The 21,005-nt window shown below is 40.2% G+C and carries 13 protein-coding genes; 9 read left to right on the top strand and 4 right to left on the bottom strand.

Annotation, left to right across the window (positions count from 1 at the left end; all coding sequences use genetic code 11):
• Positions 1 to 47 precede the first annotated feature (47 nt).
• The 3 genes from QUA10_RS02360 (at position 48) to QUA10_RS02350 (ending at position 2,470) form a co-directional block, all read left to right on the top strand.
• Positions 48 to 713: a hypothetical protein gene (locus tag QUA10_RS02360; protein WP_333080820.1), complete on the top strand. Its 666-nt coding sequence runs from the start codon at positions 48 to 50 to the stop codon at positions 711 to 713.
• Positions 714 to 869: 156 nt separating this feature from the next.
• Complete coding sequence (locus tag QUA10_RS02355) at positions 870 to 1,643, top strand: methyltransferase domain-containing protein (RefSeq protein ID WP_333080821.1); 774 nt, start codon at positions 870 to 872, stop codon at positions 1,641 to 1,643.
• Positions 1,644 to 1,693: 50 nt separating this feature from the next.
• Positions 1,694 to 2,470 (top strand): class I SAM-dependent methyltransferase, encoded by a 777-nt coding sequence (locus QUA10_RS02350; RefSeq protein ID WP_333080822.1) that lies wholly within the window; start codon positions 1,694 to 1,696, stop codon positions 2,468 to 2,470.
• 136 nt (positions 2,471 to 2,606) lie between these two features.
• On the opposite strand, the gene QUA10_RS02345 is transcribed toward QUA10_RS02350, so the two are convergent.
• Positions 2,607 to 4,160: a tetratricopeptide repeat protein gene (locus QUA10_RS02345; RefSeq protein ID WP_333080823.1), complete on the bottom strand. Its 1,554-nt coding sequence runs from the start codon at positions 4,158 to 4,160 to the stop codon at positions 2,607 to 2,609.
• Positions 4,161 to 4,252: 92 nt separating this feature from the next.
• Between QUA10_RS02345 and QUA10_RS02340 the strand changes: the two genes are divergently transcribed.
• The 3 genes from QUA10_RS02340 (at position 4,253) to QUA10_RS02330 (ending at position 7,321) form a co-directional block, all read left to right on the top strand.
• The gene (locus tag QUA10_RS02340; RefSeq protein ID WP_333080824.1) at positions 4,253 to 5,554 is read left to right on the top strand and encodes an FkbM family methyltransferase; all 1,302 of its coding nucleotides are present in this window, start codon (positions 4,253 to 4,255) and stop codon (positions 5,552 to 5,554) included.
• A gap of 144 nt (positions 5,555 to 5,698) precedes the next feature.
• Positions 5,699 to 6,277 (top strand): glycosyltransferase family A protein, encoded by a 579-nt coding sequence (locus QUA10_RS02335; RefSeq protein WP_333080825.1) that lies wholly within the window; start codon positions 5,699 to 5,701, stop codon positions 6,275 to 6,277.
• Positions 6,278 to 6,388: 111 nt separating this feature from the next.
• On the top strand, positions 6,389 to 7,321 hold the full coding sequence (locus tag QUA10_RS02330) for a glycosyltransferase (protein ID WP_333080826.1): 933 nt from the start codon (positions 6,389 to 6,391) through the stop codon (positions 7,319 to 7,321).
• A gap of 209 nt (positions 7,322 to 7,530) precedes the next feature.
• On the opposite strand, the gene QUA10_RS02325 is transcribed toward QUA10_RS02330, so the two are convergent.
• On the bottom strand, positions 7,531 to 9,120 hold the full coding sequence (locus tag QUA10_RS02325) for a tetratricopeptide repeat protein (protein WP_333080828.1): 1,590 nt from the start codon (positions 9,118 to 9,120) through the stop codon (positions 7,531 to 7,533).
• Positions 9,121 to 9,496: 376 nt separating this feature from the next.
• Between QUA10_RS02325 and QUA10_RS02320 the strand changes: the two genes are divergently transcribed.
• Both QUA10_RS02320 and QUA10_RS02315 read left to right on the top strand, forming a co-directional pair.
• Positions 9,497 to 10,501 (top strand): glycosyltransferase, encoded by a 1,005-nt coding sequence (locus tag QUA10_RS02320; protein ID WP_333086159.1) that lies wholly within the window; start codon positions 9,497 to 9,499, stop codon positions 10,499 to 10,501.
• A 94-nt stretch (positions 10,502 to 10,595) separates the two neighbouring features.
• A complete protein-coding gene (locus tag QUA10_RS02315; RefSeq protein ID WP_333080830.1) occupies positions 10,596 to 12,632 on the top strand; it encodes a sulfotransferase in 2,037 nt (678 codons plus the stop codon).
• 370 nt (positions 12,633 to 13,002) lie between these two features.
• On the opposite strand, the gene QUA10_RS02310 is transcribed toward QUA10_RS02315, so the two are convergent.
• Positions 13,003 to 13,158, bottom strand: a complete 156-nt coding sequence (locus QUA10_RS02310; protein ID WP_333080831.1) for a DUF5678 domain-containing protein — start codon at positions 13,156 to 13,158, stop codon at positions 13,003 to 13,005.
• A 489-nt stretch (positions 13,159 to 13,647) separates the two neighbouring features.
• Here QUA10_RS02310 and QUA10_RS02305 point away from each other — a divergent pair, with 489 nt between their 5' ends.
• The gene (locus QUA10_RS02305; protein ID WP_333080833.1) at positions 13,648 to 14,637 is read left to right on the top strand and encodes a methyltransferase domain-containing protein; all 990 of its coding nucleotides are present in this window, start codon (positions 13,648 to 13,650) and stop codon (positions 14,635 to 14,637) included.
• Between the two features lie 172 nt (positions 14,638 to 14,809).
• On the opposite strand, the gene QUA10_RS02300 is transcribed toward QUA10_RS02305, so the two are convergent.
• The gene (locus tag QUA10_RS02300; RefSeq protein WP_333080834.1) at positions 14,810 to 20,650 is read right to left on the bottom strand and encodes an FkbM family methyltransferase; all 5,841 of its coding nucleotides are present in this window, start codon (positions 20,648 to 20,650) and stop codon (positions 14,810 to 14,812) included.
• Positions 20,651 to 21,005: the final 355 nt, after the last annotated feature.

Below are 21,005 nucleotides of genomic sequence, written 5' to 3'. Positions count from 1 at the left end.
CTATTTTTTCATCTGATTGATCGTTAACTGCACAGGAGGAATGGAAAATGAAAAAATTGATTATTCATGCAGGTGCGCCCAAATGTGGAAGCACATCATTACAATCGGTACTCGAAATTAAGGAGGGAAATGGTGATTTGAGCAAAATTGGGTTTACATTCCCATTAGAGTATAGTCGAGGTTTGACAGGGGAAGGGAATGCCAATCCATTATTTAATTATTTTGAAGCGGAAACTGTCGATAACCTAGCTCTAGCTATAAATTTTGGGCGGAAACAAAGCAGGAGGAGTACGATTGTATCACAAGAGATGCTTTTTGGGCTAATAGACAAACATAAATTGACTAAACTTTATAACGAAATCAAAAGTGAATTTGAAGATATGGTAATTGTTACGGCTATCAGAGAACCGAGTAGCTGGTTGTTATCCGATTATTCTCAAAAGATAAAAAGCAATATATCTAACCTAAGTTTTCCTGATCATGTAGTCAAAAAAGAAGCAGACTGTGATTGGCTTTCCTATTTTTCTAGGCGGGTGGTTGAACATGGTAGTCATTTTCGATTAGTTTCATGTGACTATAAAAACCTGTTTAATTGCGTTTCAGAACTATTAGGTCTGGACAAAACATTTTTATCTGCAAACCCTGAAAAGATTATACAAATCTCTCCCGGACATCTGCTCAACTGGAAGCAAGAAGGATATGTAACATCTTAGGAATCGACGATATGGAAAAAAATCAAAAGCTTGAGTTTATTTATCAAGACTTAAATTTTGAGGATGAACACCAACGATTTTTCAGCTATCTCACAAAAAAAATAAGGTTATGTTGAAAAAATAAGATATCTAAAAGATGTGTTACTCTATGAGGATATGACGCGTAAAAACATGGATAGAACAGATAAAGTCTTATACGATATTAACTTGCAAGAGATGAAGGGATTGGAGATCGGTTCTCTATGGAGGCCGATTGTCAGTAAAGAAATGTCTCCCCAAATCTTATATCTAGATTACTTATCTACAGAAGAGTTAAAGAAAAAATTTGAAAATGAGCCATGGAAAAACAAGATTGTAGAAGTTGACTATGTAATCAGAGAGGGGCAGAGCTTGAATCAAGTTTTAGAAAAAGATATGCCCTTCGATTATATAATAGCTTCTCATGTTATAGAGCATGTTCCTAATCCGATATCATGGTTCAATGAACTCTATAATCTTTTAAAACCAGGTGGTATACTATCCTTAATTATTCCTGATAAAAGATTTTGTTTTGACTACCTTCGGCAACTATCGTCAGTAGCAGAATTAATTGATGCCTACTTAATGAACAGAGACAAACCCAGCCCAAAAGCAGTGTTTGATTATTACAGAAATGCCGTATCATATCAAGGTGGGATCACTTGGGGCGAACAAATAAATCAAGATGATTTAGTCCATCTTTATGCTGATAATCAGGCATTGGAAATGGCTAAAAGAGCATCTAAAGGAGAATATTTAGACGTGCATTCATGGTGTTTTACATCGGATACTTTTTTGCCCATCATGGATGAGCTAAAAAACTTAAATCTGTTTAGATTTCAAATCAATTCTTACTATCCGCAATGGGGATGTGAGTTTTATGTAGGACTGAAAAAAATAGGTAACGATTGATATGAAGGATTGTTATGTTATTCTAGTAGAACTACAAACAGAGGTTAATTATGGATGTTTTTCACTATGAGGGATTTGACATCCCCATTAATTTAATGCTTCTTACGGGGGGAGGACCCGATACATTCGATGTAATTTCTAAGCTGCATATTTCACACCTAGAGAAATATGGAAGACTTAAACCCCATTTTTCGGTACTTGAAGTCGGATGTGGGATTGGTCGAGATGCCATTCCGTTAACTCGTCTGTTATCATCTGGGCAGTATTTGGGTATCGATATTATTGCCCCATCTATCAATTGGTGTAATTCAAGCATCGCAAAAAAATACCCGAACTTCAAGTTTGTGCATTTTGACGTTAAGGATGCGCTCCATAATCCAGGTGGAACAATTGCTACACAAGACATCCGCATTCCTCTAGCTGATGGTATACTAGATTTGATAGTGCTTCAGTCGGTGTTCACCCACCTTCTTCCAAAAGACATTTTGCATTATCTGAAGGAATTTAGAAGATTACTCAAGCCATCCGGTCGGGTGTATACGACACTGTTTATCATCAATGATGATATTCTTGCAAGCGCACGTAAAACGAACTTGACGCAGTGGAATTTGACCTTTGAACATGAAGTGGAAGATGGCTGCCGTATTAATAATCTGGAAATGCCGACTGGAGCGGTAGCTTATACTTTGGATTCCTTTGAGCAGATGATTTCAGAATCGGGTTTGAGATTAGTCCAACTGGTGGGAGGTTCTTGGTCAGGTTATTATCCAGAGCCGGATGGTGGGCAAGATGCGACGATTCTTTCATTAGCGAATAGTGTTGATTAATACAGCCACATCAGTTTTAAATAGTCAGACATAAATAAACAAGACTGTATGCAGTTAGGATAATTTATGTCCGACTACTTGTATGTTTTTTTGAGAAGGTAGAAAGCTCATATTTTAATGGATTGTGATTAAAAAATCACTTTTTTTTTGCAAATACCTGAAACTGAACTTTTTTGAGGGGAACGCAGCTTTTATCGGAACAACGCGCTTGTATGAGGAACTCTCCCTGATCTAAAAGTTCACCGATGTTAACAATAGTTTCAAATCCACTCATCTCAGCATCACGCACATAGGAATGAGCCTCAGCAACATCTGGACGGGGAACATTTACAAACACCTGTTTAACAACTACATGATTGTGGATGATTTCTATAGCCTCTACTTTTGATTTCTTTCCTAATACCCAACCTTTCAACATAAGTGGAACTGTATTGCTGGTGTTGAGTTGTTCTACTTCCTCCAGATTAAATCCCCAAAGTGCTTCTGAGCCATCTTGTGAACATGAAATTATTGTTGTATTTATCGTGTATTTGTTAGTCTCTGACCATTGATTATTTGTTTTGTCTTGAAACACGCTATAAGTAGAACTGACCATTCTCTCTACTTCTTCGATTTTATCCATTAATCCTGCAATACAATGTTTTCCAAGATTATTACGTTCTGGTTTGCATTTGATAATCACGCATAGGGAGTTAAAGAATGTAATTGAGTGGATATTTTCAAGAGTAATTGGGTCAATTTTAAACTTATATTTATGGCAAAATTCGTTGAATAAGTCAGCTTGTTTTTGGTCAATTCGCCAATGTTCATAATTAATTATATCAACAATATTTTTGAAAAAACCAATAGATGAAAAAGGGTAAAACAAGCCACCTTGATATTGTTTCCAGTACGAGGTATGTAGATCTTCGACTATGTATATTCCGCCCTCTTCTAAAAGAGGAAAATATGTGGCAAAAGATTTTATAATATCTGAAGAATGATGAGAACCATCATCAATAATTATATCAAAACTTTTAGATAATTCAATCACATTACTTTTAACTTCATCAGAGTTGGCATCACCTACAAGTACATGAATTCTTGAATTTTCATAGGTCAAGTTGGCACACTTAGGGTTGATGTCGCAGCCTACGATTAATTTCGCATCAGCAAAATATTTTGACCATATTTCAAGAGAACCACCATTTTGAACACCTATTTCTAGTAATCTGACCTTCATATTTCTGTAAGTTTTTAGGATTTGATCATATACAAGTAAGTATGAAGACCATTTATCAGATACTTTTCCGGTATGTTGTGAATATAATTCTTCAAGCGTCTTACTTTTGAGAGCGTTTTGAGCCAATACTTGACCCAATCTGTTATGTAATTTATCGCAGTTCGGTTTAGTCTCAATAGCCTTTTGTAAATATTCAACAGCAGTTTCTAAATCTCCCTGTTGAACTAAAGCGTCAGCCAAACTATACAATAACCAAGCTGAATAGGAATTAACTTTTAAACTTTCTGAATAACAAGCAACAGCTTCATCTAAATTCCCCCGTTTAACCAGGGTGTCTCCCAAATTATGATAAGCCCAAGCAAAATTGGGGTTAATTTCAATCACCTGATGATAAAGAGCGATCGCCTCATCCAACTTCCCCTGACGCTTCAATTTATTAGCTTTTTTGATCAGATACCCCGCACTCATATTGAGACTCTCCAATCTAATACTGAACCTGCTTAATTATTCTACTACCTGATACAATAACCCCAAACGCATTAAAATTCAAGGCTTCCTCCATGAAAATCGACTTTCTCAACCTCTGTCAACAACACGCCATTACTCCACGCGGTATTATCTCCATAGGCGCTTACGACGGCAAAACCCTCAAACGCCTCAACATCCCCCATACCGTTAAAACCCTACTTATCGATGCCAACCCCACTGCTGTTGAAAGATTGCAAGAAAATTTTGCCGATCGCCCCAATATCCAAGTTGTTCAAGCTGCCATTGCCAACCACAACGACACCGTGACCCTGCACCTAACTTCCCTTGAGTCTAGCAGTTCCATCCTACCCTGGAAACAGTACAGCGAAATTTACCCCAATATTAAAGAAACTCAACAACTCACCCTCCCCTCCCGTACCCTCGATACCCTCCTCGAAGAACTGCATTTGTCTCCCAGTGACTTTAATATTCTGATTCTCGATATCCAAGGTGCTGAACTCTTCGCCTTAGAAGGCGCTACCCAACTCCTCAACACCCTAGATGCCATTTACACCACCGTTCATTATCAAGAACTGTTTAAAGGGGGGGCCTTAGCCGAACAAATCGATCAGTTCCTCACCAACTACCAATTTCAGTGTGTAGCAGAGGGGACTCCCTACCACCCCGCTTGGGGAGAAGCGTTCTATGTCCGTCAGACTGTTAGAACTGAGGATGGGCTGCTTCCCGTTCAACCCCTCTCCCCAACCTCTCAAATGCTTCAGGAAACCCAACAGGAGTTAGAAACTTTACAGTTACAATACCAAGAAACTTTGGGAACGTTGGAACAAACCCAAGATCAACTGCAACAAAAAGCAGAAAATTTAGCTGAGTTAGAATCTCAACGGGATCAAATATTAGTAGAATTAGAACAATCTCAAACCCAACAGGAACAACTCCAAACCCAACTTCAACAAACCCAAACCGACCTTAAACAATCTCAAACCCAACTTCAACAAACCAAAATCCAACTTCAACAAACCAAAACCGACCTTAAACAATCTCAAACCCAACAGGAACAATTACAAACCCAACTTCAACAAACCCAAAAAGAATCTGATCAGTCTCGTTCTGAACTCCATGAAGTTCGAGAAGAATTGGAACTAACCCAATTCCAACTGGATGAAGTACAAGTTGAGTTAGAACAATATGTTGCTAAGTTTCATCAACAGAAAGAAGAAATCACCAAACTCCAAACGGAACTGGAACAAACTAAAACCCAATTAACTCAAGTTCAACCCCAACCTGAACTCACCGTTAGCACAAAATCTAAATCAGATAATGCAGCGATAGTCAAACTATTGGCAAAAGTTCTAGCAGAAACCCTAGAAGATTAGTGAGCATAGATTATGACAGCTAGCCCTTTATCAATTCTTCCTAATCTTCAACCCACATTAAACCTCACAATTTTTGCAGTTCCTAAACCCTTTCTAGGTTAGATTGGTATTATTCAACGCAATGCCATTCAAAGTTGGTTACACTTGCAACCCCAAGCGGAAATTATCTTATTGGGAAATGATGAGGGAACAAGAGAAACTGCCAGAGAGTTGGGTTTACGCCACATTCCCAACATCCAACTCAATACTCAGGGAACTTCCCTGTTAAATGATCTTTTTTTCCAAGCTTCCCAACAAGCCAGTTACCCGATTTTGACTTATGTTAACTCGGATATTATTTTAACCAGCGATTTCCTACCAACGGTTCAACAAATTATCACCCAATACCAGCAATTTTTAATCATAGGAAGACGTTGGAATCTGGATATCACTGAACCCTTAAACTTTCATCATTCCCCTTGGGAACAAAATTTACGCGATAGCGTTCATCAAGCCGGAACCTTCAGTGGCGTTGGAGCCTTAGATTATTTCGTTTTCCCCAAACCTTTATTTTCCCAACTACCAAAATTTGCCGTTGGACGCGCAGCCTGGGATAACTGGATGGTAGGAGAAGCCATCAAACAGAAGCTTCCGGTCATCAATGCCAGTCAATTAATTACCGCGATTCATCAAAACCACGATTACAACCATTTACCAGGACATCGTTTAGAAGCATTTCAATGAACCGAAGCACAACAGAATCAAACCTTTCTCCAAGGTCATTTTGCGGGCAATAGTGCCGATGCGACTGTTTACTTAACTCCCTTCTCTCCCAAGCACACCCCTAGAGTTAGTGTGATTATCCCCACCACCAATGTAGAGAAGCAAGATTTTGCATCTCTCCCTCTGCGTCAAAGCATTGACAGTGTTTACCAACAAACCCTGACTGACTTTGAAATTATCGTCGTTGATGATAGTTTTACGCCGGAAATGCGATCGCGACTCAAAGCAGAATATCCCTCAATCCGCTACATCCATCAACCCTCTCAAGGGATTGTCGCCGCCTGTAATCGCGGTTTGGACATCGCCCAAGGGGAATTTGTGACTTTTTTGAATACCTCGGAGGTATTTTTGCCCGAAAAACTCGCCCAACAAGTTTCTTGCTTTGAACAGAAAGCAGGTTCTTTAGAAATGGTTCTCAGTGCTTGGCAAACCCCTTCCGGCGATAGGGGGGATGCCATTAATATTGCAGCCTTTAATTCCGTTTTACAAGGACAGGAAGGGTTACATGGGGTTCATGCCTGGATGTTACCAACACTGTGGCAATTCATCCTAACTAGACCGATTCTATTGAGGCGCAGTTGGTTACAGCGTTATGGTGGCTTTAACCCCCAACTCTCTCAAAAAGCTGCTACCCTTGACCTGCTACTGAATTTATCCTCAAGGGGGGCGGCCGCGGTTTGTTTAGAACAGCCAACAGTTTGCTGTCGAGAACCCCAACCCTATACTCCTGAAACCATCGTTCAAATGGCGCAAGAGTCCGAACAACTTCTGCAAAACTATTTTTCACGCCCCACCGTTAAACCTTGGATGCGTCCCTTGGAGTCCCAGGCCTATACTCAAACATTCCTATGGCTAGTACGTTTGATGTCAGATATCGGCAATGAACAGCAGAAAGCAAAATTCCTAGACCGTTATCATTCTTATCTAAAAAGGAGTTTATCAATCGACACCAATGATTTAGATTCGATATCAAAGTCTAGGTTGGGGTCTGCTAATCTCAAATAGCTTGCTCAAGTTCTAACAACGCTTCTCCTAAATTCCGATAGAACCATAAATGAATCGGTTCGCTTGGCAATTCCATCCCTTTGCGGTAACAATCAATGGCTTCTTTTAAACCGCCTTGACGATGCAATTATTGTCCCAGATCCTGATAAATCTCAGGAGCATTAGGATTCTTTTTCAATACCTCTTGATAGCGAGAGAGAGGCTCTAAATTAACTCCCTTTTTTTTTTGAAATCACCCGACTCATCCCTTCATAAGCCAAATCCAACTCCGGTTTGAGGTTAATTGCTTTTTGGAAATAAGCTATTGCCTCTTGATAATTTCCTTTCTGTTCTAATGCTTCTCCCCAATGTAAATTAATATCGGGAGAATCTGGATAAATCTCACAAGCGCGGCGATAACAACTAATCGCTTCATCCCACTTTTGAAGCATAGCAAAAGTATGACCTAAAACGTGATAAGCAACGGCCGAACCTGGGTTGAGAATATAAGCTCGACGTAAAGCAACAATAGCATTTTCAATTGCGCCTTGTTGTCGCAGGGTTTGTCCTAAGTTTTGATAGGACTCAAAGGAATCAGGATTAAAATCTTGACTGCGACGGTAGGAGGCTATGGCCTCTTCAAATTGGCGTTGTTTGCCTAAAATTTGTTCTAAGCGATTTTCAATGGAACGCGGATTGGCTGGATTTAATTCTAAGGCTTGGCGATAGGCAGCGATCGCTTCTTCCCATTGATAAAATTGTGCTAACGCCTGGCCCAATTCATCATATAACTCAGCCGAACTTGGGCTCAAAGCACAGGCTTGATGATAGGCAGTAATCGCTTCTTCCAAGTTACGAGTTTGCACCAGTGCTTGAGCTAAACCCCATTGATGCTGACTAGAATTAGGATGCAGTTCAACGGCTCGACGATAAACCCTAACCGCTTCTTCCCATTCATTTTGTGCAGCTAAAGCTTTTCCTAACGGGTCATAAGCCTCTGCTAAATTAGGATTAAGTTCACAAGCTCGACCTAATGCTGTTACAGATTCTTTCCATTCCTGCTGGTGCATTAATGCCGTTCCCAAATTATAGTAAGCAGTTGCAGAGTTAGGATTCACCTGACAACTCCGACGCGAGAGACTAATGATTTCCTCCCATTGTTCCTGGTCTTCTAATAATTTTCGTGCTTTTTCGTAAGCTTCTATTAAATTAGGATTGAGTTGACAAGCACGACGATAATGTTTGAGTGCTTCATCAGTTTGACCGCACTGTTCTTGAACTTTGGCTAAGGATAAATAACATTCTGACCAATAAGGATTAATCTCTAAGGCTTGATGGTAAGCCGCGATCGCCTCTTGACCTTGGTTCTGTTGCGCGTGAGCCAGTCCTAAATTATAATAGGTTTCGGCATCCTTGGGTTTAAGCTCTAATGCCTTGTGAAACGAAGAAATGGCTTCTACAATATTGCCTTGCTGGGTGAGAGCAATCCCCAAATTCGTGTAAAACTCATAAAAGTTCTGCTCTAAGGCAATGGCTTGTTTAAAGCAACTGATCGCTTGGCTCAAATGTCCGGCTTGCAGTTCCACAGTACCTAAGCGGTCATAGAACCAAGGGGAATTGGCGTTGAGTTCAACAGCTTTCTGATAAGCTGAGATCGCGTCCTCAAAACTTCCCTGTTGACTGAGAGCTTCCCCCAAGTTATAATAAAGCCAAGGGGATGATGGGTTTTCTTGTATCCCCTGCTGATAGCTGAGAATTGCCTTTTCCAAATGACTTGTCCGTAAGTGTTGATTTGCTGTCTCAAAATGGCTAATACTCATATCACAACTCTCGATTATTTCCAGGATTAAATTATATCATGTCGGGTAGCCTTGAGTGTCAACAAGTTATCACAACTTTTTTGAGCAGTTATCTGATTCCATTGGCCTTGAACAGCAGTTAAATCTTACCAGCAAGAAGGATGCCAGCAGACACAATAATATTATGTTGGTTATGGACACTTCAGGGAAGTTGCCAACAGTCACTCAACCTGTAGAGATGGATATGCCAGTCACTACCTGATTGTTTCCGTCCCGTTTTTGCCCTTCTCAACCCGTTCTTAATAACTTTATATATATGCCCTTGCCTTCGGAATTGCCAGAAATTAAAAACAAACTAGAGCGATCGCAGTCGTGGCTACAGCAAATTCAAAGCGATATGGCATCTTGGGAATCGCTAACAACTCTACCACCCTCATCCCGCTTAGCGGGGCCCTCTCGTCAGTCGATGTTATTTTACCGAGATTATGGAGCTTTCACAGGTGGGCACTTAAAGGTTTGGGACTATTTTAATCATGTCAAATTTTCCCATAGTTATGCTCCCTTTATTTATTTCACACCTCAAAGCAGTTGGGAGCAAAACCATCGTTGGTTAAATTCCGATAAAACTTTCCTCTTATCTGACCCCCTAGTAAATCCCGCTCTAATTTTCATGGAAGGATTAGATTGGCATTTCCTTGATGAACACTATAAAAATAATTCACAGATTCCGATTATTAATTTAATTCAGCACGTCAGACAGGCCTATCCTGATAATCCTCGTTATTCCTTTCTCAAGTATAAAGCCCTTCGGATTTGTGTCAGTCCTGAAATCAAAACTTATTTAGAAGAAACTCATCAAGTCAACGGAGAACTATTCGTTATTCCTTGTGGATTGGATCAGAGTGAACTACCCCAACCTTTAGCTTGGGAACAAAAAGATTGTAATATTTTAATTTGCGCGTTAAAAGAACCTATTTTAGGACAACAGTTAAAAAAAGAATTAGAAAAAACCGAAAACAAAGTGGAATTTCTCACAGCCCAACTTTCCAGAGCAGAATATTTACAAAAGCTAAATAGTGCAAAGATGACGGTATTTCTTCCTAATCAACAAGAAGGAGAGGGGTTTTATCTTCCGGCTTTAGAAGGGATGGCGCTAGGAACACTGGTGATCTGTCCAGACTGTATTGGCAATCGCTCTTTTTGCCTTTCCTGGTATAATTGTATCAGTCCAGAGTATCGGGTAGAAAGTTTATTGAATGCAATCCAACAAGCATTACAATATCCTCGAAGTAAAATTAGGGAAATTTTAACCCAAGCGAAACAAACTGCCAATGAGCATAGTCTTCTCAAAGAGCGTCAGGCTTTTTTAGAAATTCTAGAGAATATTCGGAAATTTTGGTAATATTGTCTTACCTAAATTATTTAGAGTTTTGAGTTACTGTCATCTAAAAATAGAAGTCCATAAACGTTTACCTGAAGAAAACCATTCTAAAATAATGCAAAAATCCAACACAGAACAAACCGTTTTCATTATCACCGGAATGCACCGTTCAGGAACATCCTTAACCGCATCTATTTTGCAGAGTGCCGGTATTCACATTGGTCGTCGCTTAATGGAAGCAACCAATTTTAATGCCAAAGGACATTTTGAAAACATAGATTTTTTTCAATTTCATTTAGATGCCTTGAGTTCATTAGGTCTGAATATCGATGGTTGGACACTACAAGAAAACTTAGAGATAGAAGACCAATTAGTGGATCGAGCTAAACAAATTATAGAAAATAATGCTTTAAGTTCTGTTTGGGGATGGAAAGAACCTCGAACCACTCTCTTTTTAGACTTTTGGGCAAAACTGTTACCAGAAGCCAGGTTTTTATTAATTTATCGCTCTCCCTGGGAAGTGGCGGACTCTCTATATCGGCGGAAAGATGAACTTTTTCAAAGTCAACCAGAATTAGCCATTAAATATTGGCAGCATTACAACCAAACAATTCTTAATTTTTATAACCAGGAACAAAATCGTTGTCTGCTTGCAAATGTTAAAACGATTGTTCAATACCAAGCCGCCTATATTGATACGATTAATCAAAAGTTCAACGTTGATTTAAGTCATCCTTCTCCTACAGCTTACGATCCATCAATGTTGAAAACAGAGGTTTCATCCAACAGTCAGCAACCCACTGTAATTGATTATTACTTTCCGGAAGCTATTGAACTTTATCAGGAACTAGAAGGCAGAGCATGGCATCCTGAACAAACGCCGGATTTTTCTTGGCAAGAATTATTAAAACCGTCTCTCTATCGAACTTGGGCTTTTCAAGATTGGGCGAATTTGCGCCGATTAGAACAGGATAATAAATCCTTGAAAACTAAATTGCACGCACAAGAACCGGAATTGCAAGAATCTCAGTCTCGTCAAACAGAATTAGAACAGACAAAAGCTCAACTGAAAACAGCAGAAAATCTCCTCGAACAATCTAAATTTCAGTTACATGAAACAGAAAGCGTTTTAGAGAAATCTCAAACTCAGTTACAACAAACCGAGTACGTTTTACAACAATCCCATGCTCAACTTAATCACACGCGCCAGGAATTAGAACACACAAAAAATCAACTTGGTCAAGCTCAATTTGATGTTATGCGTTATCAATCGCAGTTACATCAAACTCAAGAAGAATTAGAATACTATGAACTGCACCGCCAAGTTTGGGAGGAATCGCAATCCAAACTTTATGAAGCCGAGGTAGCCTTAAGTCAATTGATGAATCGGTTACAGAAAACCGAAAAAAGTGAAGAGCGTTTACATATTCAACTACATCAAACTCAAGAAGAATTAGAATACTATGAACTGCACCGCCAAGCTTGGGAGGAATCGCAATCTCAACTTTATCAAGCCGAGGTAGCCTTAAGTCAGTTGATGGATCAGTTACAGCAAGCAAAAAAACGAGAAGAACGAATCAACATTCAACAGCATCAAACTTTAGAAGAGTTAGAGCAAACCGCAACTAAACTTAAACAAGAGCAAGAGAATTTTAAACTGGTAAATAACAAATTTATACAACTAAAAATAGAGCTAGAAGGAGATATCAAACAAAAAGAAGCACAAATTCATCAATGGCAAACAGAATTCAAACAATCGCAATCTCAACTCCACGAAATACAACAGGAATTAGCCCAAGCTAAAACCTATATTGACCAAATCCAACAACGGCACCAGCTAGAACAAATCGTAGCTGAATCTCCAGAAAAACAAAGCAAAGTGGATTACAATCTGTTAGTTTGGGATGCCTGGAATGCTTACTGCAATGGTCAACTGCCTGTGATGAAGCAGCACCTTCAAAACGCTTTAAAATTAACTAAAACCTCAGCAAGCGAAACAATTATGAATTGGTTAGAGAGTTTTTCTAAATTTTCCGTAGCCCAAGGGTTGGAACTAGACTCCGAAAGTTTAACTAATTCCCTGGAATGGCAACAGTTAATGCGCCAAGTGATGGTGAAAAAAATGACGCAATTGCCTCTGATAAAACATTGACTATACACCGCATAAACATTGCTCCAAAGCAATTGGATAATGAACCTGTAGCCGTGAGTGAAGGGTTCTCGTGAGTTTTAGGTGCTTGCTAATAAAAATAAAACTTCCCGTGGTAGGGACAGGAAAGCCTGCGTGAGGGAGACGCTCACACTACCGCTTCTACCACAAATCCAGGAGAGCCAATCAAACTAAGTTCTGCACCTGAATCAACCAGAATTTTCACTGCTACGGTATGCTAAAATTTCAATAACAACTGGTATTTAGGTTGTCAATTGTAAGATTTTCATATTCTCATTCTGACTGGAGAAAATCTGACTGGAGCGACAAACTCGCTTTCAAATATCCCTTTAATTACATCATCTAAACCTGCTCAACTCGGCTCGGTCGCATCCTTCATCTTTCGAGCATCGCGATCGTGACTAATCACCCCTTTGTTAGTATAAGCTATCCACTCACCCCGATATTTTTTTAACTCCGGTCGATGAGCTTTATACCAATCATTGGCTGTAGGATACTCGGGTGTCATAATTAAATCACTTTCTTGTATTTTAGAAAATCATTTATAGTTGGGTTAATGATATCTGTCGCTACAAAATTTTCTCAAACATAATTTACTTTGGTCGCGATCGGGCTTTTGTATCCCATTCTACTACATAGGGTAAGTTTTGCCCGAGCGCCCCAATGAGATCCCAATGAACTCAAGCCGTTGCCTTCCCAAGGATATCAGACTTCAGCTCTCTGAGGATGTTCCCGCAAAACCAGGTATTATAGATGGGCGATCGCCCGCCAAGCCCTAAGCCATTCAGCTTGGAACAAAATTATCTATCCAAAAAGTAAACAAGCCAAAATCAACCCAAAAAAAGCTGTGACCAAATTCGACAAAGGCAATCAACTTCTACAAGGAGGTAAGTCTAGAGAGCTAACAGCCTCAACTGCACCACAGATAGCAAATTAACATCAAATCCGACAAGTAGCTCGGAAATAAAAATTTGGAAATAGCTTAAGGAGAAGCGACATGACCAACATGGTAGAACAAGATGAGAACTTAATTTTGTGCGTAGATGAGTCTTGGTCGGATGACTATGCTATTGGGATTCGGGGCTGGATTGTCAGCAAAAAGGGAAGTTTAGAGCAAGTTGAAATCTGTGTGGGCAATACTTGCGTGCCAATTACTTCTTGGCATCCGCGCCCTGACATAGCGATAGCGCTACCGCAATACTACAACGAAAAATGTGGCTTTGTGGTTCATCTAAACCGCACTGCTCAGCACAATGCCACATTTTTTGTGAAAGTTCCAGGAGGAACATCAAGTAAGACCATAGCTTTCGCCGGATCGAGACCACCTGAACCGGACAGAAATATCTTCCCCGAAGGTGGTGGAATTCACGGCGAGTTTATGCAGTTAGTCAATGATAAACATCTCAAAGTTTTAGAAATTGGCTCGCGAATCGTCTCCCCCGGAACTGTCAGCCACAGGCAATTATTGAGTGGCGCAGCTTCTTACACCGGCTTTGACTATTATCCAGATGCAAATACAGATGTGGTGGGGGACGCTCATAAATTGTCTCAATACTTTCCCGATAGGCGGTTTGATGCTGTTTTTTCTATGTCCGTGTTGGAACATTTAGCAATGCCTTGGGTAGCCGCAATGGAAATTAATAAGGTACTAGAAATAGGAGGATTTACCTTTCATCACACTCATTTTTCCTGGCCTTCCCATGAGATACCTTGGGACTTTTGGCGTTTCACGGACGAAGGTCTTAAGGCTTTATTTACGCCAGCGTTAGGATTTGAAGTGATCAAAGCTGCTTTTCACGAACCGATGCGCTTGCACTTTGATTATCTGAGGCCTAGCCAAGAAAGATTTCCGCTTACTCCTGTATTTGGAGGAGTAGTCATCCTTGCTAAAAAAGTAGCAGAGATTAATTCTGACAAGTTCCGATGGGATGTAACACTGGAAGATGTTTTGATACCAGGCAGCCATTACCCAAAACCAAATACTTAAGTGTTATGTTCCCTATGCTTTCAGCTTCGCTAAAGCTGAAAGCATACACTAAGTCAATTGATTAAGTTGCAAGAGCCGGCGCAGCATTAGGTGGCTGATGGTTAATTGAAGGTATAAGAGAGACTTGGCTGTAGTTTGATCGCTTGTTGATAATAAGCGCGATCGCTGCATCCTATTCGCCAACCACAGTCATAATTTCCTTTAACTTATCATGAGCCTCAGAAAAACTTGCGTTTAAATAAACAGCCCTGCGATAACACACGATCGCCCGATCCTGCTTCCCTTGCTCTAACAGAGTATTGCCAAGGTTAAAGTATTCCTCTGCCGTTGTTTGAGGTTCCAAAATCACGGCTGCATAAGAACACTCGACAGCTTCACCTGGCTTGCCAATTTGCGAAAAAACCTTAGCCAAGTTACGGTAAACACCAGCAAAATTCGGTTGAATCGCGATCGCCTTTTGGTAAGATGCGATCGCTTCTTGCCACTGTTGCTGCTGTGCGTGAATAGTCCCCAGGTTTGCTAAAGCTTGAGCAAAATCAGGTTGAACTTCCAAAGCGCGAAGGTACCAACTCTTTGCCTCATCCAGTTTACCCTGAGCTTGCAAGACATTCCCCAAAGTCTTGTACGCCGGAGCAAATTTGGGGCTAATCTTTAATGCTTGCTCGCATACTGCGATCGCATCTTCTAACTTTCCTTGAACTAAATACAACTCTGCCAGTTGATTTAACGGAGCAGCAACACCCTCCATTTGTTGCAGTTGAGTCTGAGCTTCGATGAGCTGAGACTTAGTTTGTGCGAGTTCTTCCTGAGTTTTTTGGTATTGAACCTGCCGGAGTTCAAGCTCTTCTTTAATTGGTTGCAGTTCTTCTTGAACTTCTTGTAGTTTAGTTGTAAATTGCTCAAATCCCCCTGCATTTTTGTGCAGTTTTGTCTGAGATTGCGATCGCTTCAATTCTTCCTGGGTTTCGTCTGGCTGAGAATCCAGTTGTCTGACTTCTTTGGATAAGGCATCTGTTCCAGCATCTTCAAGCTGTAACTCTCTGTAACTTTCTTGCCAGAGTTGAACATTATGCCAATAATTATCATTGGCAAGCTCTAAAATAATGGCAGGTACGTTTTGGCTTTTAATATCTTCTATTTGAGTCGGTTTAGGGCCGTGAAAGTGCAAAATCTTCGAGGCTGGATTTATAGACCAATAAGACTTCCAATTCAGCGTAACATCTAGCCTCTCCCACTTATCTGCAAAAAACCTGTTATAAGCACCTTGGTCGAAAGCTAACTGGATAAGTTCGTCAAAATTCCTATCAATATATTCATTGAATTCTTTGTCTATTTTTTTGAGGTTTTTGACATTCATGTACAAAACCCCACTATTCATATAACTCCAATCATCTGGCGAAAATTCAGGTGCTGCTGCTAAAAAATTACAATCAAATTCCTCCAAATATTCGCACACATCGTCAACAAACATCACATCGCAATCTGTGTAGAAAATGTATTCATCATCTATGTCATAAATTTCTAAAATTTGCGGAATGTCTATTCTCAGTAAAGCTCCTGCTGCTACACTCCTGCCAGGTTCGTGTCGTGGGGTATTGAGCTTATCATAGTGGCGACTTCTATGATGTATGATTTCCACATGATTTCTCCTTAACCAATCAGTTAGTTCGTTTTCTTGACCATCATAAATACAAAACGGTTGTAAAGATGTTCTTTTGATGGCTGTATAAACGGCAACTTTAATCATTTGAGCATAAGCTTCAAATGCCGGGCTATCACTATTAACAGCAAAAAACCATTTTATTTGATTCTTTTTCAAGGAAGCTTTATCATCTAGTCTTTGAATGCGAGCGCGCGATTGAAATTGATATTTCTCTAGTTCTACTTGCATCCGATTCACCTTAGATTGCCAGCAGTCTTTTTCTATCACAAGTTGCATTATTTTAGATTGAGATATTGCTGAATTAACAGCTTGCTTCACTTGAGGAATTAAACGCTGGACAGTCAAATCTTCCACTTCATTTCGATCTCTGGATTCTACAACTTCCAAATCTTTGATAAAGAAAACAGCATCGCCTCGCATCACCTTTTCTTTCATTTCTTGTCGAGAGCGAGTATAGTAATGATTGAGCCGCAACTTTTTGGTTGAAACTCTTTCTGTTATTGAACCACCTAAAAATTCTTTGTTTTCTGTAACTATAGAATGTTCTTGATTTGCTGGCAGGAAAAAATGAGGACACTGAGGGCGCAGGATTTTGTCCGGTTGTACGATACTTTTTACATACCTATTTGGCTCATAGTCATCTTCCGAGCGCCTAGTATAATTTTGTATCTGTAGTCCTTCGGGTTTAGTTTGATGCCCTGAAGAGCCAAAATATAGCATATTGACTGCTACTCCAGCCACCCCATTAAATTCTGCCAAGACTTCTTTTAAATCCTCCTTTTCTGTAGGAAATAAAAACTCATCCACATCTATAAAAGCCATCCATTCTGATTCTTGTCTGTAATTTTCCAGACAATGCTCGTATGCCAATATTTGTCCGGGAACAAATGGCCAATCGTGCAAAATTACTTGCCCAGAACGAACATACTCTTCAATAATATCAATCGTGCCATCACTGCTATTATTGTTGTATAAATAAAATCTTTCAACCCCTACTATTTTATGAAACTCTAACCACTCTATTAGGTAGGGAGCTTCATCTTTCATAATTGCACAAACGCTGAGGTGACACTTTCCTCTTTTATTTTGTTGAACAGTTACAGTTGATTGAAATTCGTTTTCAGTTGGTTGCAATTGCAGCCATCCCATCTGAACGCGGGTGTTATCTTCCAAGATGACTTCAATATGTATTTTTGATTCCGTGAGATTTTCTGTTAATTCTAATACGGTTGAATAACCGCTGTATTCCGATCTAGGGATTCCAGGAAAGGCATTTTTCACATCTGGGCGATATTTCCACACAGGAAGGCTGCTGATAACTCGATCGTCAACCAGTAATTCAACACTCTTAGCTAAAGATTTTTTACCTAACACCCACCCGCCAATCAAAATCTTACCAGTATGTTGGGAACCTTTCGCGGGCGCGTCTATACTAAATCCCCACAGCAACTCAGTATCTTCTGAAGATATTGATACGGAATCTATCGTTTTCACACTTTTCACTTGGTGTTGAAACTCTGGGGCGATCGCCTGATTAGGATTATCGCGCAGCAGTGGCTCGCTATTCCAAGGATCGAATGCAATCATTTTTTGCTTTCGCAAGTTAGGCCGGAAGAAAAATTTGCACCGTTCGTTCAGCATCGCTGCTGTAAACGAGAATGTGCTATTGGAAATTGCCAAAACATCGCATTGGCTCAAAATGTAAAAATCAGGATAGAAAGGTGCTTCTGGCATTTCTACACCCAAATCTTTGACTGTTATGGGGTTGTAATCCGCAAAATCCCCGACAACCGTTTCGATTTCATCGCTAGCAATAAACAAGACCGGTTCATCTAGAGTTTCCCACAAACCGTCCAGCCATTCCTTGTACCATCCACTCGGAGCAACGGTCAGATACGGCACAACAGTATGAACGCTTTTGTAATCACCGCGCCGCAAATGTAATCCAACAACTGTTTTACCTTTGGAACGCAAAAGATCTAGAGCTTCTATCACCTTTGCTGCGACTTCTGGCACAGGTTTGAATAAAGACTGAAAATATTCTTTATGTTGGGCGTGATATTGAGTGTGAAACTGAAAATAGCCCTGGAAGTCTACATTTTTCAACGGTTCCGGTGCATTGAGAATTGCCGACTCGGAAAGTTTGTAAGGCTGCGCTTGTTCTCCAACTAGAGGTAAAGGCTGAGAAATAGGCGCATCATGGTGACCGAATAGATACTGACCGATCCAAGCTGGTGTTACTACCCTGAGATTGTGTTCCCTTGCGTAAGTTCTCAAAAACGCATACAGAAATATTTGATTTCCCAACCCAGCCATATTCTCCATGCCCAGTACGGATGAGGTAATCGCTGGTTTTTTCACATAGATTGCATCTCCCCAAGATGGGTGAATTGGGGTTGTGGTGGCTACCCGCTGAAAACCGTGTCCTTCGAGAAATTCGTCTAACTGGTCAATTAACGCGCAGCCTTCATACAGTTCTTCGTAATTAACTTCTGTGTTGATTAACTCAACAGATTTCAACCAATTGGTTGCTCCTTGCAAAGCCAAGAGTTCTGCACCTTGGATATCTATATTTAATATATTAAAGTCTGAAGGATTGAGTTCCTGTTCTTGCAGTAGAGTATCGAGTGTTTTGGACTGTACTGTTATTTGATGAGTTTCCGTGATATGGGGATAAATCTCTTGATGGTGCTTCAAAGGCAGAATAGAACTGCTTTGATCGAAGGAAGTAACGTGCAAATCCACAGTACCATTGCGATCGCCGATCGCACAGTTGACCGATCGGACATCGGGCATCCCGGTTAGATTTGTTTGCAGGCGTTCAAATACCGTTGGGTTGGCTTCTACGAACAGCACTTTTTGCGCGCCCATTTGTTGATATGCCGTGATTTCTATGCCTTCATGAGCCCCAACATGAATCACGCCACGTGGCGCGATGGCATACTGCCGACCAAGTTCCTGTATGTTAAGCTTTCCGTCGGTTACTTCACCCAAAACATTGGAGCGGAATCGCTCATTAACAGCCAAGAAATTGCTGAATTCAAAGTTTTCATCCTCTGGCAAAAAGGTGGGTTTGTATTCTAACCTATCCGGCCAAATCTTAAAAATTGAATAGCGGAATTTTTCCAAATACTCAAATGCTTCTTTTAACGTTGTTTTTGAATCGAGATAAGTTCCACCATATTCAAATTGCAGATAATCTACTCTACCTGTTTCTAGAAAATATTTAGCTCCATAGAGAACATCTAATTCGCCCCCCTCAACATCTATTTTGATAAAATTAATTCTTTTAATCCCGTGGCGCTGACAGTAATTGTCGATAGTTGTCGTCAAAACTGGTATTTCTTTAGGCGGATTCAGCCACCCTTCTTTTTCAACATCGAATCGGCGGTAAAATGTACTCAAGAGTGGATTTGCTTCGTAATAATAAAATGTCTTAACTTCTTCCTTCTGCCCTACAGCTAGATTGTTTGAAATTACTTTTTTATCTAGGTTCTGAATCAGCTTTTTGTAGACATGAGGAATTGGTTCAAACAGGTGAATTTCTACATCATTTCCTTGGCTCACCACTTCCGCTGTCCAATCCCCAGCATTAGCACCTACATCAAAAACTACATTTTTTTCCTTAATAAATCTCGCGACCACTTGGCTTTCACCACTACTTTGAAAGGTGGTATTTATTATTTTTTCTGTTTCTTTCTTTTCTTCTGGGGGCTTGGGCAAAGCAGTAGCTACCCGCAGTTCACCTGTTCGCGAAAACTCTTCCCATGCCTTAGTATTAGCATCTTGACAAAACTGAGCTAAAACTGATTTCGCTCGTTCAGGCACAGAAACTATGGCATCTTCAAAAATAACCGTATATCTGCTTGTTTTCGCCGATAGTGTAGCAATTATTTCATTAAGGCTCGGCCACTGTTCTATACGGTGAGGACTGGGTGGGGGAGACAAAAACAATCGAGCATCGTCAATCAGGATGAAATGTTCGCATTCAGAATTATTGATTATTTCCAATTCTTCAAGCAGCGGACACTCATCATCTTCTCCCGCTGTACCGCCGCCCATCCAATGAGCATCTAACCAAAACAGAGCAGGGTCATTGAGTTGAGGAACGACTAATTTAAGTTGTTCTTTTGTATGACCCCACAAAAATTCTATATTTTTTACATGGCTGTAAGCACTGGATGTAGATTCATATATGTGCTTAGCAAATTCTATTGTGAATACCTTTTGAAAATGCTCTGCCGCCCACACAGATGTACTGCCTTGAAAAGTCCCAGTCTCTACAAATGTTGGCAAATTATATTCATTTTTCAGCACCAACATTAGCTGTTTGCAATCTCCCAAACCCATCTTAATTACTCCTATACATTTTTTTTAAACACATACCTACAGTCTCTCTGAACCAGCCTTTTTTTTGGCAGTGTTTAGACATTAACATATCCTGGCTGCCCGTGAGATTTCAAAGACCTCTTTCTGACAAGATAAAACCTAACTGGTTCCACAAATTCACTTTCAAATATACAATCGAGCAAATAACCCAATTTAGGTATATCAGCCGTAATCCCGTCCTTCATCTTTAGATAATAGCGATCGCAACTAATCACACCTTAGTTAGTATAAGCTATCCACTGACCCCGATATTTTTTCAACTCACGGCGATTGGCCTTATACCACTCCTTAGCTGTCGTATATTCTGCCTCCATAT

Origin of the sequence: Microcoleus sp. Pol8_D6 (genome assembly GCF_036700965.1) — a bacterium.
Classification (GTDB): domain Bacteria; phylum Cyanobacteriota; class Cyanobacteriia; order Cyanobacteriales; family Microcoleaceae; genus Microcoleus.
The sequence above is the reverse complement of the archived record's forward strand: the minus strand, read 5'-3'. Positions and strand labels throughout refer to the sequence as shown.